This is a genomic window from Pseudomonas sp. JQ36 (assembly GCF_053851495.1).
Genome location: NZ_CM132642.1, coordinates 1,592,501 through 1,616,889, shown reverse-complemented (window position 1 = coordinate 1,616,889; position 24,389 = coordinate 1,592,501). Strand labels below are relative to the sequence as shown.

Below are 24,389 nucleotides of genomic sequence, written 5' to 3'. Positions count from 1 at the left end.
TGCCAGAAGCTCACTGTGTCGCGGTTTCATGGCAGTTTGACGATTGCATCCGATGCTTTTTTGCGCCAGCTGACGAGAGGCTCGATTCATTTGTATCGGAGTCGACACACCCCTTCCGTCAGCCCGACACTTTCTTGCACCAAAGTACTTAAAGCTTCCCGCTTCGCCGACGATACGCTGGTGTGACCCCGCCGTTTTCCCCCGACCCCACAATAAAAATCGCAGTTCAAGGACCGGTATCCATGCCCGCATTCCGCACCATTCAGGCTCGCTACACGTTATTTCTGGTTCTGTTCATCCTGCTGCTGTCGGTGCTGACCGTGGTCGGTATCAGCCAACTGGTCGCACCCAAGCTGCGGCATACCGAAGAACAGGTGGTGCTCAACCGGATTGCCGAAGTCGCCGAACAGATCCAGGGCGAACTGAACAAAGTCCAGGCGCAGCAGCGCAGCATCACCCAGACCATTCCCCTGCTCGACAGCGCGGCCATTGACACGGTGTTGCCGGGCCTGGTGGATCAGTACGGCGAGCTGAAAGTCTTCGGCGGCGGGATCTGGCCACTGCCGGGTCAGCGTGAGGCCGGGCGCAACAAGTTCAGCACGTTCTGGCACCGCGATGCCTCGGGCAAACTGGCGGTGAACACCTTCTGGAACAGCGACGCGGCGCCCAACTACTACGATCAGAGCTGGTACAAGGGCGGCATGCAGACCCCGCGCGGCCAGTGCGCCTGGGCTGCGGCCTATAAAGATGATGCGAGTGCCGAGCCGCGTACCAACTGCGCCATGGCGATCCAGAAAAACGGTGCAGCGTGGGGCGTGTCGACCATCGACGTGACGCTGGGCTTCTTCAATGATCTGGTGGCGCGCAAGGAAAAAGACCTCAACGCCGAAATGCTGATCGTCGAGGCCGACGGCAAGATCATCAGCAACAGCTCGCGCATCAGCGGCCCGATCGTGCTGAAGAACATCAGCGAACTGGCCGCCGGTTCGACCTTCGCCAGTCAGGTCAAGGCCGGCCTGCAGAACCGTGATCAGGCGCAACGCGTCGAGTTCGACAACAACGGCGAAGCCAGCACTTTCTTCATGCGCCCGATCGAAGGCACGCCGTGGTTCCTGGCCACCGCCCTGCCAACGAAAATGCTCACCGCCCAGCGTGACGACGTGCTCAGCAGCCTGAGCCTGTTGCAGATTCCGCTGGTGATCCTGCTGGTGTTGTTGCAGGTGTATGCGATTCGCCAACTGGTTTCGCGCATGAAAGCGCTGAAGGCCAACATCGACTTGCTGTCCAGCGGCGATGCCGACCTTACCCGGCGCATCACCATCCGTGCCGAAGACGAACTGGGCGCCATCGGCCACTCGGTCAACACCTTTATTGCCTACCTGCAGAACATGATCGGTGAAGTGACCCAGGCCACCGGCGCCATGGCTTCGAGCCTGGACGACCTGCAGCGTACGTCGGCCAACACCAGCCAGATTCTGCTGCGCCATGCTTCGGAAACCGATCAGACCGTTACCGCCATCACCGAAATGAGTTCGACGGCCGAGAGCGTCGCGCAGAACGCCGCAGAAACCGCAGCGTTCACCCAGCGCGCCAACGAGAACGCCGACCGCTCACGGGTGGTGGTCGGTGAAGCGACCAACAGCGTAGTGGCCTTGATCGACGAAGTGGCCAGCGCCACCCAGAAAGTCGAGAACATGCAGCAAGACGCGCAGCGCATCACCGAGATTCTCGGAGTGATCGGCGCAATCGCCGGCCAGACCAACTTGCTGGCCCTCAACGCCGCCATCGAAGCCGCCCGGGCCGGTGAACAGGGTCGCGGTTTTGCCGTGGTCGCCGACGAAGTCCGCGCCCTCGCCGCCCGCACTCAGGCCAGCACCTCGGAAATCAACGAGATGTTGAGCCGCCTGACCCAAGGCGTGAGCTCCTCAGTCAGCGCCATGGAAAACACCCAGGCCAGCTGCCAGTCCGCCGCCGACGCCACGGCGCGGGTCAACTCGGGTCTGGATGAAATGGCCGGTTCGGTCAGCCACATCAACAGCCTCAGCACGCAGATCGCCACCGCTGCCGAACAGCAAAGTGCGGTGACCGAAGAGATCAACCGCAGCATGGTGCAGATCCGCCACATGGTCGAAGAACTGGTGCACAGCGGCGAGGTCAGCGAGCGCAACACCCGCCAGTTGCTGGAGGCCAACAACCGGGTGAGCGCGATCATGGGGCGGTTCAAAGTCCGGTGACCCACCATTCTCCTGTAGGAGCTGCGGCACGCTGCGATCTTTTGACTTTGATTTTATGAACCAAGATCAAAAGATCGCAGCGTGCCGCAGCTCCTACAGGGGTCGTGTTTTATCTGACAGATTTGTAATCTCTCGCTCAGCAGGCTGTCAGGCTTGATCCATGATCATCCTGCCAGTCTGCCTTGTATCAACTTGAAACACTCCGTTGATGCCCGGCAGGATAATCCGGTCAAAATACTTTCCTTTTTGACCGTCATCCTTGTCGAGAGCCCACCATGCGAACCTCCCTGCGACTGGCCGCCCTGAGCGCCCTGCTCCTGTCATCCCTGGCCCAGGCCGCCGATCTGATCCCGATCGAAGTGCATCGCGACGCCAATTGCGGCTGCTGCAAAAAATGGATCAGCCACCTCGAAGCCAACGGTTTCAAAGTCGAAGACCACGTCGAAAGCGACATGAGCAGCTTCAAGCAGCAACACGGCGTGCCACCGCGCCTGGGCTCGTGCCATACCGCACTGATCAACGGCAAGTTCGTCGAAGGTCATGTGCCGGCTGAACAAGTGCTGGCCCTGAGCAAGCGCGACGATCTGCTGGGTATCGCCGCACCAGGCATGCCCATGGGTTCGCCGGGCATGGAAATGGACGGCATGAGTGATGCCTATCAAGTGATCGGCCTGAAAAAGGACGGCACAGATGTAGTGGTGGCGGACTACCCGGCTCACTGATGCCTGCCGCTTACGTCGGGCTGTTCGCCGCCGCGTTCGGCGCTGCGACGCTGTTGCCGCTGCAATCCGAAGCGCTGCTGGTCGGCCTGATCGCCAGCGACCGTTACTGGCTCTGGGGCCTGCTGGGCGTGGCGACGCTGGGCAATGTCCTCGGTTCGCTGGTCAATTGGTGGCTGGGGCGCGGCCTCGAACGCTTTCAGGATCGACGCTGGTTTCCCGTCAGTCCGAAACACATGGCCACCGCGCGCAAACATTACGAGCGTTACGGTCACTGGTCACTGCTGCTCAGTTGGCTGCCGGTGATCGGCGATCCACTGACCCTGATCGCTGGCGTCATGCGCGAGCCAATCGGGCGCTTTCTGTTGATCGTCACATTGGCCAAAGGCGCGCGTTACGCCGTGGTGGCGATGCTGACCCTGGGCTGGCTCGGTTGAACATTCCGGCCATCGCGTTGCCTGTGGTTAACGTCGCCCTAATCCGGGCGTTCCAGCATCGGCCGATTTCCATGGAGTTTGCCCTTATGTCCGTCACCCTGTCTCGCTGGCTGCCCGGCCTGTTCCTCAGCGCCGCGCTGCCGCTGTTTTCCCACGCCGCCGCACCCGCTGAAGCAGCGCCCGCTGCAGTCCCGAACAATGCCCCGACTTATGGCCCGGAGCTGCAAGGTTTCCAATACCCCTACACGCTCAAGCACTTTGCCTTTCAGTCCCAGGGTAAATCCCTGCAGATGGGCTACATGGACGTCGCCGCCCACGGCAAGGCCAACGGGCGCACCGTGGTGCTGATGCATGGCAAGAACTTTTGCGCCGCCACCTGGGACAGTTCGATCAAGGCCTTGAGCGAGGCCGGTTACCGGGTCGTCGCGCCGGATCAGATCGGCTTCTGCACCTCCAGCAAACCCGATCACTATCAGTACAGCTTCCAGCAATTGGCGACCAACACCCAACAACTGCTCAAGGCCTTGGGCATCCAGAAAGCCACCCTGCTCGGCCACTCCACCGGCGGCATGCTCGCCACTCGCTACGCGCTGCTGTTCCCGGATCAGGTCGAACAACTGGCGCTGGTCAACCCGATCGGTCTGGAGGACTGGAAAGCCCTCGGCGTGCCGTATCGCACCGTTGACCAGTGGTATCAGCGCGAGCTGAAAGTCACTGCCCAAGGCATTCGCGACTACGAGCGCAACACCTATTACGACGGCCGCTGGAAACCCGAATTCGACCGCTGGGTCGACATGCTTGCCGGCCTGAGCAACGGCCCGGGCAAGACCCAGGTGGCCTGGAACTCGGCGCTGATCTACGACATGATCTTCACCCAGCCGGTGTACTACGAGTTCAAGGACCTGAAGATGCCGACCCTGTTGTTGATTGGCACCTCGGACACCACGGCCATCGGCAAGGACCTCGCGTCCCCCGAGGTCAAGGCGAAAATCGGCCACTATGAGGTGCTCGGCAAGCAGGTCGCCAAGCTGATTCCACAATCGACACTGGTGGAATTCCCCGGCATGGGCCACGCGCCGCAGATGGAAGAACCGGCGAAGTTTCACCAGGCCTTGCTCGGCTGGCTGAACAACCCCGATCCCGTTCGTTGATGAGGTAAGGCTGATGGCGGTGCAGATTGCAGTGATCGATGACTGGCAAGACGTGGCGCGGGAGGTGGTCGACTGGTCGCAGCTCGACAGCATCGGCGAAGTGACGTTTGTGCATGACTACCCGGCGGACAACGCCACCTTGGCCGCACGTCTGGGCCAGTACCAGGTGATCTGCGTGATGCGCGAGCGCACGCGTTTCGATCAGGACCTGCTGCAGCGCCTGCCCAACCTCAAGCTGCTGGTCACCGGCGGCATGCGTAACGCAGCGCTGGACATGCCGGCGGCCGCCAGCCTCGGGATCAAGGTCTGCGGCACCGACAGCTACAAACACGCGGCGCCGGAACTGACCTGGGCCTTGATCATGGCGGCCACGCGCAATCTGCTGAACGAAGCCAGCTCCCTGCGCGCCGGTGGCTGGCAGCAAGGGCTGGGCGGTGACCTGCACGGCAAGACATTGGGCATCCTCGGTCTGGGCAGCATCGGTCAGAAGGTCGCGCAATTCGGCCAGGTGTTCGGCATGCGCGTGATTGCCTGGAGCGAGAATCTCACCGCTGAACGCGCACAGCAGGCCGGCGTGACCTGGGTCAGCAAGCAGCAATTGTTCGAACAGGCTGACGTGCTGTCGGTGCATCTGGTGCTCAGCGAGCGCAGTCGCGGGCTGGTTGATGCGCAGGCGCTGGACTGGATGAAACCCACTGCGCTGCTGGTCAACACCGCCCGCGGGCCGATCGTCGATGAGGCAGCGCTGATCAAGGCGCTGCAGAAACAGAAGATCGCCGGGGCGGCGCTGGATGTATTCGATCAGGAGCCGCTGCCTGCACTGCACCCGTTCCGCACACTGGATAATGTGCTGGCGACACCGCATGTGGGGTATGTCAGCCGGCAGAACTATGCGCAGTTCTTTGCGCAGATGATCGAGGATATTCAGGGGTGGGCCGCCGGGAGCCCGCTGCGCCTGTTGAATTGATCACAACTATTCGACTGCGGTGAATTGACTGACGCCTTCGCGAGCAAGCCCGCTCCCACATTGGAAAAGTGTCGTACACAAATCAACTGTGGGAGCGAGCTTGCTCGCGAAGGGGCCTTAATAGACAACACATCAACAAATTGCCCGCACCAGAACAGTGCGCCCTGCCTTTCCGCTAGCACAAAATCGTGACCGATCAGTCACCGTTTTAGCCCCCTCCCTCAAAAAAAACTGCCCTTCGTCGGTGCGTTCCTGCTTGAACACCACGGATTTCGCTGCCTGCCAACCGATTGTCGAACAATTTACCCGTTTGCTGCCGCCCGCTCTAGGATCTGGCCTAGACTGATTTTCGCGGGTTAAAACCGGTCAGTCACAAACCCGAAAAATTGTCGAAACTTTTGCAGATGGCGGCGGGTCATCTGAAAGGCAGGGTCAACGCGAGTGGTGCAATCCTTGCAACGGCCCCTTCACCCATTCTGCTTGCACGTGTTGGGTAGCGTTTGCTCACCGATGCGTGGCGCGTTTGCGCCCGGCCACAGGATTTGGCCACAGCTTGTTCGATACAAGAATCAGATCAACGACACGGGAGATTCATATGATCAGTGCGGCATTGGATATTCAGGGAGAGCGTGCTCAGCAGGCGGTTGGTGAATCGAGCACGGTGAGTCTTCCCGGCAGCCGGTCGATCAACGTCCCGGGCACCAAAACGCTGACGCCGGTCGCCAGCCAGAATCCCAACAAGAAGAAAGTGTTGTTCGTGACCTCGGAAATCGCCGATCTGGTGAAGACCGGTGGTCTGGGGGACGTCTCCGCCGCCCTGCCCCGCGCCATGGCGCACCTGCACGATGTGCGCGTGTTGATCCCCGGTTACCCGCAGGTGATGCACAGCGAGAACCCGATCCACATCATCGGCGAACTCGGCGGCCATGCCGCGTTGCCTCCGTGCAAGATCGGCCGCATGGACATGCCGGACGGCTTGGTGATTTACGTCCTGATCTGCCCTGAACTGTATGAGCGTGAAGGCTCGCCTTACGGCGCGAACAACGGTCGCGACTGGCCGGACAACCATATCCGTTTCGCCCGCCTGGGTCTGGCCGCTGCCGACATCGCCGCCAACCTCGCACAAATTCACTGGTGCCCGGATCTGGTGCACGCCCACGACTGGCCGGCCGGTCTGGCCCCTGCCTATATGCACTGGCGCGGGCAGCGCACGCCGACCCTGTTCACCATTCACAACCTCGCCTATCAAGGCGTGACCAGCCTCGGCTCGTGCCCGGAGCTGGGTATTCCGACCCACGCCCTGCAACAGGAAGGCATGGAGTTCTACGGCAAGATGTCGTTCCTCAAGGCCGGCATGGCCTATTCGAGCCACATCACCACCGTCAGCGCGACCTATGCGCAGGAAATCACCACCCCGGATTTCGGCTGCGGTCTCGACGGTTTTCTCGCCGCCAAGACCCAGCAAGGCTTGCTCAGCGGCATTCCCAATGGCATCGACGAGAGCTGGGACGCCGCGACTGATCCGCACCTGTTCGCGCCGTTCGCCATCGGCGACTGGGAAGGCAAAGCGATCAATGCCGCCCATGTACGTGAACTGTTTGGCTTGAAAGATTCCAGCGGCCCGCTGTTCGCCGTGGTTTCGCGTCTGGTTTATCAGAAAGGCCTGGACCTGACTGAAGCGGTGTCCGAATACATTGTGCAGAACGGCGGCCAGATCGCAATCATCGGCCGTGGCGAGCCGGAAGAAGAACAAGCCATGCGTGAACTGGCGCTGCGCTTCCCCGGGCAGATCGGCGTGCGCATCGGCTTCAATGAAACCGACGCCCGGCGCATGTTCGCCGGCAGCGATTTCCTGCTGATGCCGTCGCGTTATGAACCCTGCGGCCTGAGCCAGATGTACGCCCAGCGCTTCGGCTCGTTGCCGGTGGCGCGCAATACCGGCGGCCTGGCCGACACCATCGAAAACGGCGTCACCGGTTTCCTCTTCGACGAATCCACTGTCGAGAGCTACCGCGAAGCCCTGAGCCGCGCGTTCAAGGTCTTTGCCTTCCCCGAACTGCTCAATGCCATGCGCTGCCGGGCGATGGCTGCGCCGTTCAACTGGTGCAAAGCGGTCGAACCCTACGCCGAACTCTACGAACAACTGGTCGCCAAGGCGCTGGGTAAAGCCGGCCACAAATAACTCAGGGAGCTTTTCACAATGCCGTTACGGACCCAAGAAAACTGGCCCCACGGCGCGATCATGCAGGACGCCGAACACACTCAGTTTGCGCTGTGGGCACCGGATGCGTTTTACGTCAGTGTCGAACTTGAAACCGGCCAGTCCCTGCCGATGTTGCCGCAGGCCGATGGCTGGTTCGTGATCAAGACCCGGTGCCCGGCGGGCACCCGCTACCGCTTCAACATCGATGGTGAACTGGAGGTGCCCGACCCGGCCTCCCGCGCCCAGGACGGCGACCTTGACCGCCACAGCGTGGTGGTCGATCCGCTGGCCTACGACTGGCGACATACCACCTGGCACGGCCGGCCGTGGAGCGAAGCGGTGATCTACGAGCTGCATGTCGGCGCGCTCGGCGGCTTTGCCGAAGTCGAGCAGCATCTGGCGCGTCTGGTCGAGCTGGGCATTACCGCCATCGAACTGATGCCCCTGGCGCAGTTTCCCGGCACACGCAACTGGGGTTATGACGGCGTGCTGCCTTTCGCACCGCAAGCCTCCTATGGCACCCCGGAACAACTCAAACATCTGATCGACAGCGCCCACGGCCATGGTCTGGCGGTGATTCTCGACGTGGTCTACAACCACTTCGGCCCCGACGGCAATTACCTCGGGCGCTACGCCAAAGGTTTTTTCCGCGAAGACAAGCACACGCCATGGGGCGCGGCGATCGACTTCCGCCGCCGTGAAGTGCGGGACTTCTTCATTGAAAACGCGCTGATGTGGGTGCTCGAATACCGCTTCGACGGGCTGCGCCTGGACGCGGTGCACGCGATCGAAAGCCCGGATTTCCTGCCCGAACTGGCGCAGCGTATTCGTCAGCAGATCGATCCGAGCCGCCACGTCTGGCTCACCGTGGAAAACGAGCTCAATCAGTCGAGCCTGCTCGAAGAGGATTACGACGCGCAGTGGAACGACGACGGCCACAACGCCCTGCACGTGCTGCTGACCGGCGAAACCGACGCCTATTACGCTGACTATGCGCTGCAACCCACCGAGCAACTGGCGCGGTGTTTGAGCCAGGGCTTCGTGTTTCAAGGCCACATCACCCGCCACGGCGAACCGCGCGGCGAGCCCAGCGAACACCTGCCCTCCACCGCTTTCATCCTGTTCCTGCAGAACCACGACCAGATCGGCAACCGGGCCTTCGGCGAACGCCTGCATCACCTGGCCGATCCACGCGCGGTGCAGGCCGCCACCGTGCTGTTGCTGCTGTCACCGATGATTCCGCTGATGTTCATGGGCGACGAATTCGCCGCCGAGCAACCGTTCCTGTTCTTCACCAGCCACCACGGTGAACTGGCGGATCTGGTGCGCGAAGGTCGGCGCAATGAATTCGCCGGGTTCAGCGCCTTCACCGATCCGCACAAGCGCGAGCAGATTCCCGATCCGAATGCCGAGCAGACCTTCCACGCCTCGCAGCCGCGCCTGACAGGCAGCGGCAGCGCGAAACAGCGGGAGACCCTCGCGCTGTACCGGCAACTGTTGCAATTGCGCCACCGCTACATCATTCCCCATCTGTCCGGCACCCAGGCGCTTGGGGCGCACATGCTCGGCCATGGCGCGGTCAGTGCGCGCTGGCGTCTGGGTGATGGCAGCGAGCTGCGAATTGACCTGAACCTCAGCGATACGCCAGTGGTCAACCCTGCACAGACCGACGCCGTGTGGCTGTTTCAGCAGCCGCCTGCCGTTGCCCTGTCGGAACCGGGCGTACTGCCCGCGTATTGCGCGCTTGTCAGCCTCACGGCCGCAACCCCCTTGCAACCTCTGGATGGAGAGCGCCTATGAGCGATGCGCAACTGGAAATACTCGCAAGCCGCGCCGGCCTCGCCGTCGACTGGATCGACGCCAACGGCCGCCCGCAGAAAGTCGCCCCGGCGGTGCTGCGCAATGTTCTCACCGGCCTGGGTCATCCGGCCAATACCACACAGGAAATCGACGCCAGTCTGCTGCAACTGCAGCAAGTGCAGCAGGATCGCCACCTGCCGCCACTGTTGACCGCAGATGTCGGGGTCAGCGTTGACCTGGCCCGCTATTTCGAGCCTGAAACCCCTTGCGAAATCCACCTCGAAGACGGCTCACGGCTTAACCTCAAACTCGACGCCGAAGCGAAACTGCCCGGTTTGATCCCGGTCGGTTATCAGCAGGTGCACATCGCCGATCAATATTTCACCCTGGCCGTGGCCCCCGAGCGCTGCTTCAGCGTCGGCGATGCGGTAGACAACCCGATCCCTCGCGTCTGGGGGTTGAGCGCGCAGTTGTACAGTCTGCGCCGCCCCGGCGACTGCGGCTTCGGCGACACCCAGGCGCTGGAAGAACTGGCGCGGGTGGCTGGCGAGCGCGGTGCCGATGCGCTGGCAATCAGTCCGCTGCATGCGATGTTCAGCGCCGACACCGGGCGCTACAGTCCTTATTCGCCGTCCAGCCGCCTGTTTCTCAATGCCTTGTACGCCGCACCGGGCGCCATCCTTGGCGAACGCGCGCTGCGTGATGCGATCGACGCCAGCGGTCTGGCCGAGCAATTCCGGCAACTGGAAGACTTGAAGCTGATCGACTGGCCCGCCGCCGCCGACGCCAAACAGAAATTGCTGCAAGCCTTGTACGACGGCTTCGTCGCGGGCGAGCACCCGTTGCATCCGGACTTCGCCAGTTTCCGCCATGCCGGTGGCGAAGCCTTGGAAAACCACTGCCGTTTCGAAGCCATTCAGGAAATGCGCGCCGCCCGTGGCGAAAGCCTCGACTGGCGCGAATGGCCGGAACACTGGCATGACCCGCGCGGCGCCGCCCTCGAAGCCTTTGCCGAGGAATACGCCGAACGCATCAGTTACTTCGCCTTTTGCCAATGGCTGATCCACCGCTGCCTGGAACGTGCGCAAACGGCTGCGCGCAGTGCCGGCATGGGCATCGGCCTGATCGCCGATCTCGCGGTCGGTGCCGACGGCGCCGGCAGTCAGGCCTGGAGCTTTCAGGACGAACTGCTCGCCTCGCTCACCGTTGGCGCCCCCCCAGACATTCTCAATCGCTCCGGGCAGGGCTGGGGGATTTCCGCGTTTTCCCCCGAAGGCCTGATCCGCAACGGCTTCCGTGCGTTCATCGACATGCTGCGCGCCAACTTCGCCCACGCTGGCGGGCTGCGCATCGACCATGTGATGGGCCTGCAACGCCTGTGGGTGATCCCCAATGGCGCGGCCCCGGCCGATGGCGCTTATTTGTATTACCCGTTTGACGATCTGCTGCGCCTGTTGACCCTTGAGTCCCATCGGCATCAGGCGATCGTCCTCGGCGAAGACCTCGGTACCGTGCCCGACGGTCTGCGGGAAAAACTCAGTGCGCGGGCGATCCTCGGCATGCGCGTGCTGCTGTTCGAACAGGACAACACGTATTTCAAACCGATCCTCGACTGGCCGGACAACGCGCTGGCGACCACCAGCACCCACGACCTGCCGACGCTCAATGGTTGGTGGCATGGCCGCGATATCGACTGGAACGCGCGTCTGGAATTTGTCGACCCCAACGGTGAAATCGAATGGCGTCGCCATCGCCAGCGCGAGCGCGAAGGCCTGCGCGGGGCCTTGAGCCAAGACCCGCAAAACTTCCGCGAAGAGTCCCATGAAGTCGATCAAGTGGTCGATGCCAGCGTGCGTTTCCTCGGTCATACCCGCGCACCGCTGGTGTTGCTGCCGCTGGAAGATGCGCTGGGCATCGACGAGCAGGCCAACCTGCCGGGCACCATCGACAGCCACCCGAACTGGTCGCGACGCCTGCCCGGCAACAGCGAAGCCTTGCTTGATGGCGCCGATGCCGCGCGCCGTCTGGAACTGCTGGCCTGTGCCCGCCTGCAAGCTGCCGAGCGTGACCAATGAACCAGACCCTCATCCAACCCCTGCGCGCCACCCTGCGCCTGCAATTTCACAAGGGTTTCACTCTGGAACAGGCGGTGCCGCTGGTGCCGTACTTTGCCCGCCTCGGCATCAGCCACATTTATGCCTCACCGCTGCTCGCGGCCCGCGCCGGTTCGATGCACGGCTACGACGTGGTCGACCCGACCCAGGTCAATCCGGAACTCGGCGGCGAACCGGCGCTGCGGCGTCTGGTCAGCACCCTGCGCGATCACAACATGGGCCTGATCCTCGACATCGTCTCCAATCACATGGCGGTTGGCGGTGGTGACAACCCGTGGTGGCTCGATCTGCTCGAATGGGGCCGCCTGAGTCCGTACGGCGAGTTCTTCGACATCCAGTGGCACTCGCCCGATCCGTTGATGGAAGGCCAGTTGCTGTTGCCGTTTCTCGGTAGCGATTACGGTGTGGCGCTGCAGGAAGGCACGCTGAAACTGCATTTCGATGCGCAGCAAGGTCGCTTCCACGTCGAGCATTACGAGCATCACTTTCCGATCTGCCCGAATGACTACGGCGAGTTGCTCAAACCGGTCGAAGCGCTGAAATCCCTGGCCGATCGTTTCAGCACCCTGAGCTACCAGACCGACGCGCATGCGCTGGCGATGCCGCTCAAGGCTGAACTGAAAGAGCTGGCAAGCGATCCGCAGATTCTCGCCGCGATCGAGGAAAGTCTTGCGCATTACGACTCCACGACTGCAGAAGGCTTCGACAAGCTGCACCAGTTACTCGAACGCCAGAGCTACCGTCTGGCCAGTTGGCGTACCGCTGCGGACGACATCAACTGGCGGCGCTTTTTCGACATCAACGAGCTCGGGGGCCTGCGCGTCGAACGCCCCGCCGTTTTCGAAGCGACTCACGGCAAGATCTTTCAGTTGATCGCCGAAGGCCTGGTCGACGGTTTGCGCATCGACCATATCGATGGCCTCGCTGATCCGCGCGGTTACTGCCGCAAGTTACGCCGGCGCCTCGATTTGCTTGCGCCGGGTCGGCACTTGCCGATCTACGTCGAGAAGATTCTCGGCGAAGGCGAAACCCTGCGCACCGATTGGGCGGTGGATGGCAGCACCGGTTACGAGTTCATGAATCAGCTGTCGTTGCTGCAACACGACCCGGATGGCGAACACGTCCTCGGCGACCTCTGGCAACGCCGCACCGAGCGTCCGGCGGCGTTCATCGAAGAAGCGCAACTGGCGCGTCAGCAGATCCTCAACGGCTCGCTGGCCAGTGACTTCGAAAGCGTCGCCCAGGCGCTGCTGCAAGTGGCCCGGGATGACCTGATGACCCGCGACCTGACCCTCGGCGCAATCCGCCGGGTGTTGCAGGCGCTGATCGTGCATTTCCCGGTGTATCGCACTTACATCAGCGCGCTCGGGCGCTCGGCGCAGGATGAACAGTTTTTCCAGCAGGCCATGGACGGTGCCCGCCAGACCTTGGGCGAAGGCGACTGGCCGGTGCTCGATTGTGTGGCGGCCTGGCTCGGTGGCACACCTTGGCGGCACAAGCCGCGTGGACGCTCGCGCAAAATTCTCAAGCACGCCTGCGTACGCTTCCAGCAACTGACTTCGCCGGCAGCGGCCAAAGCCGTCGAAGACACCGCGCTGTATCGCTCGGCGGTGCTGCTGTCGCGCAATGACGTCGGCTACAACACCGAGCAGTTCAGCGCACCGGTCAGTGATTTCCACGCGGTCAATCAGCAACGGCTGGCGGCGTTCCCCGACAACTTGCTGGCCACCGCCACCCACGACCACAAACGTGGCGAAGACACCCGCGCACGACTGGCGGTGCTCAGTGAACGCAGCCACTGGTACGCCGAACAGGTGGAGTTGTGGCGCGCCCTCGCCCGGCCGTTGCGCGACGATGACCAAGTGCCGTCGTCCGGTGATGAACTGATCCTGTATCAGGCGTTGCTCGGCAGTTGGCCGCTGCAACTGAGCGATGACGATCAGTCAGGTTTCAGCGACTACGCCGAACGCATCTGGCAGTGGCAACAGAAAGCCCTGCGCGAAGCCAAGCTGCAAAGCAGTTGGAGTGCGCCGAATGAAGCCTATGAAAATGCTGCGCAAACCTTCACCCAACGCCTGCTCACCGGTGATGAAGGTGAGCTGCTGCGCGCCGCGCTGAGCAAGACCGTCAACAGCATCGCGGCAGCCGGCGCCCTTAACAGTCTGGCGCAAACCTTGCTGCGCATGACCGTGCCGGGGGTGCCGGATCTGTATCAGGGCAACGAGTTCTGGGACTTCAGCCTGGTCGATCCGGACAACCGCCGGCCGGTGGATTACGCCGCGCGCGCGCAGGCTCTGGACGGACACGCACCGCTCCCGGAGCTGCTGGCGAACTGGCGTGACGGGCGCATCAAGCAATCGCTGATCGCTCAAGTGCTGAACCTGCGCGCCGAACACGCCGAGCTGTTTCGCCGGGGCACGTATCAGGCCCTGGAGGTGCTGGGCGAGCAGGCGCACAACGTGCTCGCATTCGCCCGTGAGCACGAGGGCCGTTACGCCATCGTGATCGTGCCGGTCCGCTGTGCGACGTTGCTGGAAAACAGTGCCATCCCTCAGGTCGATGCGCTGCACTGGGGCGACACGCGGGTGGTTTTACCGTTCGCCGCCTCCGACACAAACCTGAAGGGACTTTTTCACAGCAGCGCAGTCACAAAAAACAGGGAGCTGAACGTCAGCGCCGCGCTGGGGGATATCCCGGTCAATCTCTTTATCCAACTCTTTACGTAACGACGAGTTCAGTTCAGGAGCATTGCGATGAGTACCGACGATAAACGCATCCGCGAGTTCGCCTATCAGATCTGGGAATCGGAAGGTAAGCCGGAAGGTCACGAAGCCCGTCATTGGGAGATGGCGCGCAAACTGGCTGAAGCCGAAGCTTTGGCGCCGAAGAAATCACCGAAAGCGGCGGGCAGCAAGACCGCCGGCAAAGGCACCGACAGCAAGGCCCCGGCGGCCAAGCCCAAGGCGCCAGCGGCCGCGAAGGCCAAGCCGGCCGGCGCCGCCAAAGTCGTACCGCCGGGTGAAAAAGCCGCCGAGAAAAAGCCCCGCGCCCCACGCAAGCCCCCGGCCAACTGACACAACCGGATTATTGAACTGAATGACCGTGTGGCGGGTTCGCTCGCCACCGAGGACTAACTCGTCCTCAAGAAACATACAACCTCCCTGTAGGAGTGAGCCTGCTCGCGATAGCGATGTATCAGGCGAAATCGAGATCGAATGGCAGACCGCTATCGCGAGCAGGCTCACTCCTACAAGGTTTTGTATCAGCCGAGAATTTCCCCGTTTTGCAGGAGCAATCATGACCCGTCCAAAGAATACCGAGCCCGCAGCGCACGCTGAACCTTCGAGAATCCGTGAAGGCCTGCCCTTCCCGCTCGGTGCGACCTGGGATGGTCTGGGGGTTAACTTTGCACTGTTTTCCGCCAATGCCACCAAGGTTGAACTGTGCATTTTCGACGATGCCGGCGAAGTCGAGCTCGAACGCATCGAACTGCCGGAGTACACCGACGAGATCTACCACGGCTATCTGCCCGACGCCCACCCGGGGCTGATCTACGGCTACCGCGTGTATGGCCCGTATGACCCGGCCAACGGCCATCGCTTCAACCACAACAAACTGCTGATCGATCCGTACGCCAAACAACTGGTCGGCGAGTTGAAATGGTCGGAGGCGCTGTTCGGCTACACCATCGGCCACCCCGACGCCGACCTCAGTTTCGATGAACGCGACAGCGCGCCGTTCGTGCCCAAGTGCAAGGTCATCGACCCGGCGCACACCTGGGGCAACGACCACCGCGTCAGCGTGCCGTGGGACAAAACCATCATTTATGAAACCCACGTACGCGGCATCAGCATGCGTCACCCTTCGGTGCCGGAGAACGTGCGCGGTACGTTTGCCGGTCTGATGGTCGACGACGTGCTTGAGCACATCCGCAAACTCGGCGTGTCGAGTGTGGAACTGCTGCCGATCCATGCTTTCGTCAACGACCAGCACCTGCTGCAAAAGGGCATGACCAACTACTGGGGCTACAACAGCATCGCCTTCTTCGCCCCGGATCCGCGTTATCTGGCCAGCGGCAAAATCGCCGAGTTCAAGGAGATGGTCGCGCACCTGCACGAGGCCAATCTGGAAGTGATCCTCGACGTGGTCTACAACCACACCGCCGAGGGCAACGAACAAGGTCCGACCCTGTCGATGCGCGGCATCGACAACGCCTCTTACTACCGCCTGATGCCGGACGACAAGCGCTATTACATCAACGACTCCGGCACCGGCAACACCCTCGATCTCAGTCACCCGTGCGTGCTGCAAATGGTCACCGACTCGCTGCGCTATTGGGCCAGCGAGATGCATGTCGACGGCTTCCGCTTCGACTTGGCAACGATTCTCGGGCGCTATCACGACGGTTTCGACGAGCGTCACAGCTTCCTCGTCGCCTGCCGGCAGGACCCGGTGCTGCGTCAGGTGAAAATGATCGCCGAGCCTTGGGACTGCGGCCCCGGTGGCTATCAGGTCGGCCACTTCCCGCCGGGCTGGGTCGAGTGGAACGACAAATTCCGCGACACCGTGCGTGCGTTCTGGAAAGGCGACGACGGCCAGGTCGCCGACTTCGCCAGTCGCATGACCGCGTCCGGCGAGATGTTCAATCAGCGTGGACGGCGGCCGTACTCGTCGGTGAACTTCATCACCGCACATGACGGCTTCACCCTCAACGATCTGGTGTCGTACAACGACAAGCACAACGAGGCCAACGACGAGAACAACCAGGACGGCAGCAACAACAACCTGTCGTGGAACCACGGCGTCGAAGGCCCGACCGACGACCCGGAGATCAATGCACTGCGCCATCGGCAGATGCGCAACTTCTTCGCCACGCTGCTGCTGTCGCAGGGCACGCCGATGATCGTCGCCGGTGACGAATTCGCCCGCACCCAGGACGGCAACAACAACGCCTATTGCCAGGACAGCGAGATCGGCTGGGTCAACTGGGACCTGAGCGAGGACGGCAAGGCGCTGCTCAAATTCGTCAAACGCCTGATCAAGCTGCGTATGGCTTATCCGATCCTGCGTCGCGGGCGCTTCCTGGTCGGCGAGTACAACGAGGACATCGGCGTCAAGGACGTCACCTGGCTGGCGCCGGACGGCACCGAGATGACCACCGAGCACTGGCATGACGCGCACAACCGTTGCCTGGGCATGCTGCTCGACGGTCGCGCGCAGGAAACCGGGATCCGCCGCAAAGGTGCCGATGCGACGCTGCTGCTGGTGGTCAACGCCCATCACGACATCGTCAATTTCAGCCTGCCGGAAGTGCCGGAAGGCAGTTTCTGGACCTGCATGATCGACACCAATCAGCCGTCGATTCGCGGTCAGGAACGCTTCGAGTTCGGCCATGAGTATTCGGTCACCGGGCGTTCGCTGCTGCTGTTCGAACTGCAACGCGAAGAAGAAGACTGATATGGACCTGCACAGTTATCTGGCGCGCCGCCCGCCGGACTATCACGATACCGCCGCACTCGGCCATTGCCTGCGGGCGCTGGTCGAGGCCGGTCTGGATCAGTTGCCGTTACCGGGCAGCGGCCGCACGCTGGAGCGTTTTCAGCGTCTGGCTGAAGTCGGCGGACATGATCTGGGCTTGTGCAAACTCTACGAAGGCCACACCGACGCATTGGCGATCATCGAACAGCTCGGTGGTTCGCCCACGCCGGGCAGCACCTGGGGCATGTGGGCGGCGGAACCACCGCAGGCGCGGGTGCAGGTGCGCCCGGCCGGGCACATGGTGCGCCTCGACGGGCGCAAGGCCTGGTGCTCCGGGGCGGCGGTGCTCAGCCATGCGCTGCTCACCGCGTGGGACGCCGAGGATCGTCAGCAACTGGTCGCGGTGGCGCTTGATCAACCGGGTGTGAACATTACCGATCAGGGCTGGCAAGCGGTCGGCATGGGCGCCACCGGCAGCGTCGAAGTGCTGTTCGACGGCGCCGAGGCTCAGGCGATTGGCGAACCCGGGGATTACCTGAATCGTCCGGGTTTCTGGCAAGGCGGGATCGGCATTGCCGCGTGCTGGTACGGCGCGGCGCGGCAGATCGCCGAGGCGTTGCGTCAACACTGCGCGCAACGCCAGGAGCCGCATGCCCTCGCCCACCTCGGTGCGGTCGATGCGGCGCTGTACGCAGCGGCCAATGTGCTGCGTTTCAGTGCGTTGCACATTGATGCGCATCCCGAAGCCGATGCCGAACTGTTGGCCCGGCGTGCCCGCGCCGTGGTCGAGCAATCGGCTGAGCAAGTGATGCGCGAGACCGGTCGGGCGCTGGGTGCCGCTCCGTTCTGCAAGGATCGACACTTCGCCTGGTTGAGCGCCGATCTGCCGGTGTTTTTGCGCCAGAGCCATGCCGAGCGTGATCTGGCGGCCCTTGGCCAAGCGCTGGCTGAACACCCCGAGGAGGCCTGGACGCTATGAATGCCGTGAACAAACCCGATCCGATCATCGGCCACCAAGGCACTTCGCTGCTGCAATGGCAACATTCCCGGCACCTCGCGGCGCTGGACAGCGTCGATGTCCTCAGTCTGGTGCCACCGGGCGCGCGGGCGGTGATTGTCGCCCCGCACCCGGACGACGAAGTGCTCGGCTGCGGCGGGATGTTGCAGTTGCTGGCCGCCGCCGGGCGCCAGTTGCAGTTGATCTCGGTCACCGATGGCAGCGCCAGTCATCCCGGCTCCGAGCGCTGGCCGGTCGAACGTCTGAGCGTGGTGCGGCCGCAGGAATCAGCCGAAGCCCTGCGCCGCCTCGGCGTGCCGCTGCACCGGATGAAATGGCTGCGCGGCGGTTTCAGCGATAGCCAGGTCGCTGCGGATGAGCCGTCGCTGGTCGCCTTCATCGAACGCCACCTGCGCCCCGGCGACGTGGTGTTCAGCACCTGGTGCGAGGACGGCCACTGCGACCACGAAGCCGCCGGCCGCGCGAGTATCGAAGCCGCGCGGCGGGTCGGCGCCACCTGCCACGAATTGCCGGTATGGACCTGGCACTGGGCCTCACCCGAAGACGCCTCGGTGCCATGGCAGCGCGCGCGCAAGATTCTGTTGTCACCCGAGCAAGTGGCGCGCAAACGCCACGCGATCCATGCCTTCGCCAGTCAGTTGGAGGGCGACCCGCAAGCCGGCCTGCAACCGGTACTGGCGCCGTATGTGCTGGATCGTCTGCTGCAACCGTTCGAAGTGGTGTTCCTATGAGCGTCGATGATCGTTACTTCGACGGATTGTTCAGCGCCAATGATGATCCCTGGGCCTTCCGCGAGCGCTGGTACGAACAGCGCAAACGCGCGATCACCCTCGCCGCCCTGCCCCGTGCGCATTATCGGGCGATCTTCGAGCCCGGCTGCGCCAATGGCGAACTCAGCGCGGAACTCGCCGAGCGCTGCGACCGCCTGCTGTGTTGCGACACCGCCAGTGCCGCGGTGAGCCTGGCGCGTACCCGATTGAGCCTGTTTGACCACGCCGAAGTGCGTCAGAGTCGCTTGCCCGGCGACTGGCCGGAGGAAAAATTCGACCTGATTGTATTTAGCGAAATCGGCTACTACCTCGATGCCCAGGATCTGACAGAAGTGATCCGGCGCATCAGTCAATCCCTGACCGCGGACGGCCAGTTGCTGGCCTGCCACTGGCGCCCGCCCATCGACGGCTGCCCGCTCAATGCCCGTCAGGTGCACGACCTGATCCACGAGCAATTACCGCTGCCGCGTCTGGCCTTGCATCAGGAAGCGGACTTCATCCTTGAGGTCTGGAGCCGCGAGCCACGCTCGGTGGCCGCACTGGAGGGCCTGCGATGATCGGCATTCTGATTCCCGCGCACAACGAGCAAGACCTGCTCGAACAGTGCCTGACTGCCGCCGTGCGCGCCAGCAAACACGGGCTGCTGGCCGGCGAACCGGTCGAAGTGCTGGTGGTGCTCGACAGCTGCACCGATCGCTCGGCGCAGATCGTCAGCGGCTTTCCGGTACTGAGCCTGCACATCGACGCCCGCAACGTCGGCCAGGCCCGTGCCGCCGGCGCGCAGGTGTTGCTGGAGCGTGGCGCGCGCTGGATCTCCTGCACCGACGCTGACAGCCGTGTGGCCGATGACTGGCTGGTGGCGCAGTTGGGGCTGGGTGCGGACGCGGTGTGCGGCACGGTGACCGTCGAACATTGGGATCCGACATTCGACGAAAGCGCGCAAATCCGTTATCACAGTCACTATCAGGCGCGGGACGGGCATCGCCATATCCACGGCGCCAATCTTGGGGTCAGTGCCGATGCTTATCGCTGGGCCGGGGGATTCGCGCCCTTGACCTGCGATGAGGACGTGCAACTGGTGCGGCAACTGGAATTGCTCGGTGCCGACATCGCCTGGAGCCATCGTCCGCAAGTGCACACCAGCGCCCGTCTGGACAGCCGTGCCCGGGGCGGTTTCGGGGACTACCTGCGAAAATTGGTACAGTTAGACATAAAAAAAGCGGATCAGATTGATCTGTAACGCGACGAACCGGTTTTCATGAGCAATACTCTGCTGCGCGGCAATCCAGGGTTGGGAGCGTCGCACAGCAATCCATTCGCCTTCACGGGTCGAGCGCACCTGCTTTTGCACGGTGCAGATTCGGCTGAGGGCCTGACTCGACAAGGACGTAGCACCCATGAAACCGTTATTCCTCAACGAAAACCCGCCGCCGGTACAGATCTGGAACAGTGCCCCGCAGCTGGACAACATTCCCGTCATCAACACCCATAGCCTCGTTCCCCGCGGTGCTCGCGCCGTCGTCGTCGCCCCGCATCCGGGTGATGAAGTGGTGACCTGTGGCGGCCTCCTGCAATTGCTCTCCAGCCTCGGCCATCCGCTGCAACTGCTGTCGATCACTGACGGCAGCGCCAGCCATCCCGGCTCGCGACAGTGGTCGGAAAAACGCCTGAGCGTGTTCCGTCCGCAAGAGAGCGTCGAAGCCCTGCGTCGGCTCGGCCTGCCGATGCACAGTCTGAAATGGGTGCGCGGCGGATTTACCGACAACGCGCTGCTCGAACGCGAGACCGAAATCAGCAGTTTCATCGCGCGTTATCTGCGCCCCGGCGACGTGGTGTTCAGCACCTGGCGCAACGACGGCAACGACGACCACGAAGCGGTCGGACGTGCGAGTGCCAAAGCGGCGGCGCAAGCCGGAGCCACCTATCACGACGTGGCGGTCTGGGCCTGGCACTGGCCGGAGCGCGAACAGAGCCTGATCCCCTGGGATCGTGCACGCAAACTGCGCCTCGACACCTGGACCGTGGCGCGCAAAAGCCACGCCACCCACGCCTATGCCAGCCAGCTCAAGGGCGAACCGGCGATCGGCATCGCGCCGATGCTACCGCCGGTGATCCTGGAACGCATGCGCCTGCCCTACGAAATTGTCTTCATCTGAAGCACCCATCCCCTGTGGGAGCGAGCTTGCTCGCGAAAGCGTCGGTTCAGTCACCTGTGATGTTGAATGTGCCGGCGTATTCGCGAGCGAGCCCGCTCCCACATTGATATGCGGCGAGCAAGTGGCTATGGCTCACGACCGTTCATCGCAAATACCTCCTCACCTGTAATTTCTGACAGTAGCCACAGCCGTCATCTTCAGCGCTGAATAACTCCACGCCCTTTGTCTTCCGACAGTTCGCACGGAGTTCCGTCCATGCTCGTTCAGCCCAAGAAGAAAATCTCTGCTCCCCATTCACTGCTGGACCCGTTAGTCCCCGGGCGCCTCCTGCCTTCCGGCCAGTGGGGGATCAACCGGGCGGCGGCGCTGCTCAACTTTCCCGATGACGGTCTGCAAGTCGTGATCCCCGCCTGGGCCAGCAAGGCCGTTGGAGATACCGTCAAGCTGCTGCTCAATGACCGTGAGGTCGACGGGCGTCCCATCATTGACGCGGCCGAGCTCAAGCAACCGACCCTCTTGTGGGTGGCTCCTCGTCATCTGCAGACAGGTCCTTACGAACTCACCTACGAAATCAAACAGCCCAATCAAAAAGAAGAGCGTCCGGACAAGCCCCTCAACCTCTTCGTCAAACTGGAACTCCCCGCTGGCCAGGACATCGACCCGGGCCCTGGTCACTCCAACCTGTACATGTACATTCCCCCGGAAATCGTCAACGGCGGTGTGGACAAAGACGTTGCCGAAGCGGGAGTGCCGATTGTCATCAGGTCCGCGGCCGGCAGCGGCTTGCCTTACCCCGACATTGCGGAGGGCGACGTCATTCATCTCAGTTGGGGGGGCTTTTTTGAGTATTCCACACCGGTGACCCTGGAGCAGATCAACGATCCAGCGGCAAACCCGATATTAATCACGGTCTCCAAAGCCACCATTGAACGGGCTGGTAACACCGACCTCTTCGGTCTGGCGGTCACCTTCAAAGTGCGCGACATCGTTGGCAATGAATCGGAAGACTGGTGCAAGGCAACCCGCATCGTCGTCACCACCGGCATCGACCTGCTGGCCGCACCGATTGTTCAGGAGGCTGTCAATAATGAACTCGACGCCGATAAACAGGGCGATAACGACATTACGGTGCATGTCACGGCCACCCAGCCAGACTTCGAGATGGGTGACATCATTCACTTGACCATGCTCGGCACCACCCTGGAGGGCGAAAAAGTCGAAGTCACCGCCCTGCCCCAGACCGTCGACAATATTCCGCATAACTACGAGTTCAAGCTGTCCATTGCGGCCGTGCGCAAACTGGTCAATACCCAGGTCAGTTTCTTCTATCGGCTGGAACGCAGCGGCAGCAGTGACCCGTTACGCTCAAAAGGGCAGTTTGTACAAGTCACCGGCGCAGCCCACCGCCTGGCCGCACCGATCATCGAAGAAGCCGAGGGTGACTTCATCGATCCCACGAAGACCCCCATCAACGTCCGCATTCCGTTCGATCCGGCCATCGAGTACGGCATGGGCATTGAGCTGTTCCTGTTGGGTAAAAGTCCGGACGGCAGCACCTTCCTGCCTGAGTTGGAGTGGCACATTCCGGAGGAGTATGAAGTCGAGAATCCCGAAGGTTTCGTCATCACCGTCAATGACTACAACCTCAAGCTCCTTGACGGCGGAACCCTGAAGGGGTGGTACGACCTGCTGATAGCCGAAGGCGACGAGATCCTCAGACGGGAGTCGCTGCACACGAAATTGCTCAATGTGGGTGAACCGAAATTCGAGCTGGACGCCCCCATTGTCCTCGGGGTGGCGAACGGCTTCCTCGACCCGGCCACACTGCCCGGCGGTACCAGTAAACTGACCATCCCCAGGCCTGTGGTGAAGCCATGGGTAGCCAACGACGAGGCCACCTGGAAGTGGGTGGGCGACATCTCCGGCGAGGAGCCCGGGTCCCGCACATTCAATGCCGTAACCGCCCAGCAAGACTGGGTCATCAACCTGGACGCCGCCTTCGTCGCCCAACACATCGAACCCAACCGCGGCAGCAAGATCACCGTCCGCTACCAGCTCTGGCGCCATGCCACAAATGAGACCAGCCTTTCGAACCCATTGGTGTTCACCGTGGGCGTCGCGCTGGAACTGCTCGCCCCTTCGATCAAGGAAAACAACGGCGACAGCGCACTCAACCCGCTGCTGGTCAGGGACACCTTGACCATCGTGGTGCCGGACAACACCGCGTTGCTGCCAAACCATGCAATCAGCGTCACCTGGACTGGCGCTGACGGCACGCCGGCCGGCGGGTCGCACACCTCAGTGCCGCGCGCGGTAAGCGAAGGGCTTGAGTTTGCGATCCCCAACAGCGTGGTGGCGTTCAATCTGGGTAAGCAGGTAAAAATCTCCTACGTCGTCATCATTGATGGTCATCCAACACCGTCCCGGGTATTTGACCTGACGGTGCAAGCAATGCCGCAGAGCGCGCTGGCCAGCCCCACCATCGAGCAGGCCGACAACGACGGCGTCGGCCCGGAACTGCATACCGGCAACCTGACCCAAGCGTCCGTACGCATGGGTGACTGGCCGCTGATCGCCCTCAACCAATACGTCTGGTTGCGTCTGCACGGGACCAATGCCGACGGCAGCGCCTACCTGCGCGAGATATGGAGCGCGCCGACGGCCGGCACCAACCCCGACTGGATCGCTGACCAGTTCTTCACTGCTCCGCTTCCAGCCGATGAACTCAACGCTCTGCAGGATGACAGCAGCCTGGAATTGGCGTTTAAAGCGGCGCTTGGTCAGAGCACGGTGGAGAGTGAGGCGGTGGAGTTTCCAGTGCGTACTTATACGATCAAATCCACAAGCGTGATTCTTTCCCATGCGCTATACACACAGCGGCTCGACGGGACGGACCGGCAACAGCACACATCCGGCGCAACCTTGAGCTTTGAGGCTTATCGTGACAAAACGATTTCTATCGTCACAACCTTCTCTAAATCGATACGAAGAGTAAATTTTAATTTAAGGCGGGGGGCTGGCGGGCTGTGGGACAGTTTCACTTGGATGTGGATACCAGTCACCGCAGGGAAACCAGTGACTGTCGGTCCGACCGATCATGTTACCGTCAGGATTAACTCCCGAAATATTTATACTTTCGTTGTCTCCTCCGACACCACACCTACTGAGGTGTACGGTACTTTCGAACTGCGATTTGTTTGAAACGAAAAAACCGCAAGCCACACCAAGCACCTCTCCATGATGGGTAGGCGCCTGGATAACGGGGCTCAGAGAAGGATTTATTTAATGACAATCGCGAGCAAACTCACACCTACAAGGGATCTTTGCCGGGCACTTAAGCAG

17 protein-coding genes are annotated in these 24,389 nt (G+C 62.1%); all 17 read left to right on the top strand.

The window, feature by feature from the left end; all coding sequences use genetic code 11:
- Positions 1-242 precede the first annotated feature (242 nt).
- The 17 genes from ACS4NR_RS07235 (at position 243) to ACS4NR_RS07155 (ending at position 24,248) form a co-directional block, all read left to right on the top strand.
- Positions 243-2,234 (top strand): methyl-accepting chemotaxis protein, encoded by a 1,992-nt coding sequence (locus ACS4NR_RS07235; protein ID WP_095135617.1) that lies wholly within the window; start codon positions 243-245, stop codon positions 2,232-2,234.
- A 275-nt stretch (positions 2,235-2,509) separates the two neighbouring features.
- Positions 2,510-2,956, top strand: coding sequence for a DUF411 domain-containing protein (locus ACS4NR_RS07230; RefSeq protein WP_095135615.1), 447 nt, complete (start codon positions 2,510-2,512; stop codon positions 2,954-2,956).
- On the top strand, positions 2,956-3,390 hold the full coding sequence (locus ACS4NR_RS07225; RefSeq protein ID WP_253151333.1) for a YqaA family protein: 435 nt from the start codon (positions 2,956-2,958) through the stop codon (positions 3,388-3,390). Before ACS4NR_RS07230 ends, ACS4NR_RS07225 begins: the two co-directional genes overlap by 1 nt.
- 86 nt (positions 3,391-3,476) lie before the next feature.
- Positions 3,477-4,541 (top strand): alpha/beta fold hydrolase, encoded by a 1,065-nt coding sequence (locus tag ACS4NR_RS07220; protein WP_456019535.1) that lies wholly within the window; start codon positions 3,477-3,479, stop codon positions 4,539-4,541.
- Between the two features lie 13 nt (positions 4,542-4,554).
- Entirely contained in the window at positions 4,555-5,508 is a 954-nt protein-coding gene (locus tag ACS4NR_RS07215; protein ID WP_456019534.1) for a D-2-hydroxyacid dehydrogenase family protein, read from the top strand.
- A gap of 595 nt (positions 5,509-6,103) precedes the next feature.
- A complete protein-coding gene (gene glgA / locus ACS4NR_RS07210; protein ID WP_095135607.1) occupies positions 6,104-7,690 on the top strand; it encodes a glycogen synthase GlgA in 1,587 nt (528 codons plus the stop codon).
- A gap of 18 nt (positions 7,691-7,708) precedes the next feature.
- Positions 7,709-9,511: a malto-oligosyltrehalose trehalohydrolase gene (treZ, locus tag ACS4NR_RS07205; protein WP_456019533.1), complete on the top strand. Its 1,803-nt coding sequence runs from the start codon at positions 7,709-7,711 to the stop codon at positions 9,509-9,511.
- Positions 9,508-11,586 (top strand): 4-alpha-glucanotransferase, encoded by a 2,079-nt coding sequence (gene malQ / locus ACS4NR_RS07200; protein WP_456019532.1) that lies wholly within the window; start codon positions 9,508-9,510, stop codon positions 11,584-11,586. The genes treZ and malQ overlap by 4 nt, the downstream gene beginning before the upstream one ends.
- Positions 11,583-14,351, top strand: coding sequence for a malto-oligosyltrehalose synthase (locus ACS4NR_RS07195; RefSeq protein ID WP_456019531.1), 2,769 nt, complete (start codon positions 11,583-11,585; stop codon positions 14,349-14,351). Before malQ ends, ACS4NR_RS07195 begins: the two co-directional genes overlap by 4 nt.
- A gap of 27 nt (positions 14,352-14,378) precedes the next feature.
- On the top strand, positions 14,379-14,699 hold the full coding sequence (locus tag ACS4NR_RS07190) for a DUF2934 domain-containing protein (RefSeq protein WP_095135599.1): 321 nt from the start codon (positions 14,379-14,381) through the stop codon (positions 14,697-14,699).
- Between the two features lie 223 nt (positions 14,700-14,922).
- On the top strand, positions 14,923-17,082 hold the full coding sequence (gene glgX, locus ACS4NR_RS07185) for a glycogen debranching protein GlgX (RefSeq protein ID WP_095135597.1): 2,160 nt from the start codon (positions 14,923-14,925) through the stop codon (positions 17,080-17,082).
- Position 17,083: 1 nt separating this feature from the next.
- Entirely contained in the window at positions 17,084-18,082 is a 999-nt protein-coding gene (locus tag ACS4NR_RS07180; RefSeq protein WP_456019530.1) for an acyl-CoA dehydrogenase, read from the top strand.
- The gene (locus ACS4NR_RS07175; RefSeq protein ID WP_095135593.1) at positions 18,079-18,852 is read left to right on the top strand and encodes a PIG-L deacetylase family protein; all 774 of its coding nucleotides are present in this window, start codon (positions 18,079-18,081) and stop codon (positions 18,850-18,852) included. Before ACS4NR_RS07180 ends, ACS4NR_RS07175 begins: the two co-directional genes overlap by 4 nt.
- The gene (locus tag ACS4NR_RS07170) at positions 18,849-19,448 is read left to right on the top strand and encodes an SAM-dependent methyltransferase (RefSeq protein WP_456019529.1); all 600 of its coding nucleotides are present in this window, start codon (positions 18,849-18,851) and stop codon (positions 19,446-19,448) included. Before ACS4NR_RS07175 ends, ACS4NR_RS07170 begins: the two co-directional genes overlap by 4 nt.
- Positions 19,445-20,131, top strand: a complete 687-nt coding sequence (locus tag ACS4NR_RS07165; RefSeq protein ID WP_456019528.1) for a glycosyltransferase — start codon at positions 19,445-19,447, stop codon at positions 20,129-20,131. The genes ACS4NR_RS07170 and ACS4NR_RS07165 overlap by 4 nt, the downstream gene beginning before the upstream one ends.
- A 157-nt stretch (positions 20,132-20,288) precedes the next feature.
- Entirely contained in the window at positions 20,289-21,047 is a 759-nt protein-coding gene (locus ACS4NR_RS07160; protein WP_115984511.1) for a PIG-L deacetylase family protein, read from the top strand.
- 255 nt (positions 21,048-21,302) lie between these two features.
- Positions 21,303-24,248, top strand: a complete 2,946-nt coding sequence (locus ACS4NR_RS07155; protein WP_456019527.1) for a hypothetical protein — start codon at positions 21,303-21,305, stop codon at positions 24,246-24,248.
- Positions 24,249-24,389 lie beyond the last annotated feature (141 nt).

What these genes read in the sequence shown, in the direction of transcription:
- ACS4NR_RS07235 (WP_095135617.1), top strand. Translation starts at nt 243, where the DNA reads ATGCCCGCATTCCGCACCATTCAGGCTCGCTACACGTTATTTCTGGTT.
- ACS4NR_RS07230 (WP_095135615.1), top strand. Translation starts at nt 2,510, where the DNA reads ATGCGAACCTCCCTGCGACTGGCCGCCCTGAGCGCCCTGCTCCTGTCA.
- ACS4NR_RS07225 (WP_253151333.1), top strand. Translation starts at nt 2,956, where the DNA reads ATGCCTGCCGCTTACGTCGGGCTGTTCGCCGCCGCGTTCGGCGCTGCG.
- ACS4NR_RS07220 (WP_456019535.1), top strand. Translation starts at nt 3,477, where the DNA reads ATGTCCGTCACCCTGTCTCGCTGGCTGCCCGGCCTGTTCCTCAGCGCC.
- ACS4NR_RS07215 (WP_456019534.1), top strand. Translation starts at nt 4,555, where the DNA reads ATGGCGGTGCAGATTGCAGTGATCGATGACTGGCAAGACGTGGCGCGG.
- glgA (WP_095135607.1), top strand. Translation starts at nt 6,104, where the DNA reads ATGATCAGTGCGGCATTGGATATTCAGGGAGAGCGTGCTCAGCAGGCG.
- treZ (WP_456019533.1), top strand. Translation starts at nt 7,709, where the DNA reads ATGCCGTTACGGACCCAAGAAAACTGGCCCCACGGCGCGATCATGCAG.
- malQ (WP_456019532.1), top strand. Translation starts at nt 9,508, where the DNA reads ATGAGCGATGCGCAACTGGAAATACTCGCAAGCCGCGCCGGCCTCGCC.
- ACS4NR_RS07195 (WP_456019531.1), top strand. Translation starts at nt 11,583, where the DNA reads ATGAACCAGACCCTCATCCAACCCCTGCGCGCCACCCTGCGCCTGCAA.
- ACS4NR_RS07190 (WP_095135599.1), top strand. Translation starts at nt 14,379, where the DNA reads ATGAGTACCGACGATAAACGCATCCGCGAGTTCGCCTATCAGATCTGG.
- glgX (WP_095135597.1), top strand. Translation starts at nt 14,923, where the DNA reads ATGACCCGTCCAAAGAATACCGAGCCCGCAGCGCACGCTGAACCTTCG.
- ACS4NR_RS07180 (WP_456019530.1), top strand. Translation starts at nt 17,084, where the DNA reads ATGGACCTGCACAGTTATCTGGCGCGCCGCCCGCCGGACTATCACGAT.
- ACS4NR_RS07175 (WP_095135593.1), top strand. Translation starts at nt 18,079, where the DNA reads ATGAATGCCGTGAACAAACCCGATCCGATCATCGGCCACCAAGGCACT.
- ACS4NR_RS07170 (WP_456019529.1), top strand. Translation starts at nt 18,849, where the DNA reads ATGAGCGTCGATGATCGTTACTTCGACGGATTGTTCAGCGCCAATGAT.
- ACS4NR_RS07165 (WP_456019528.1), top strand. Translation starts at nt 19,445, where the DNA reads ATGATCGGCATTCTGATTCCCGCGCACAACGAGCAAGACCTGCTCGAA.
- ACS4NR_RS07160 (WP_115984511.1), top strand. Translation starts at nt 20,289, where the DNA reads ATGAAACCGTTATTCCTCAACGAAAACCCGCCGCCGGTACAGATCTGG.
- ACS4NR_RS07155 (WP_456019527.1), top strand. Translation starts at nt 21,303, where the DNA reads ATGCTCGTTCAGCCCAAGAAGAAAATCTCTGCTCCCCATTCACTGCTG.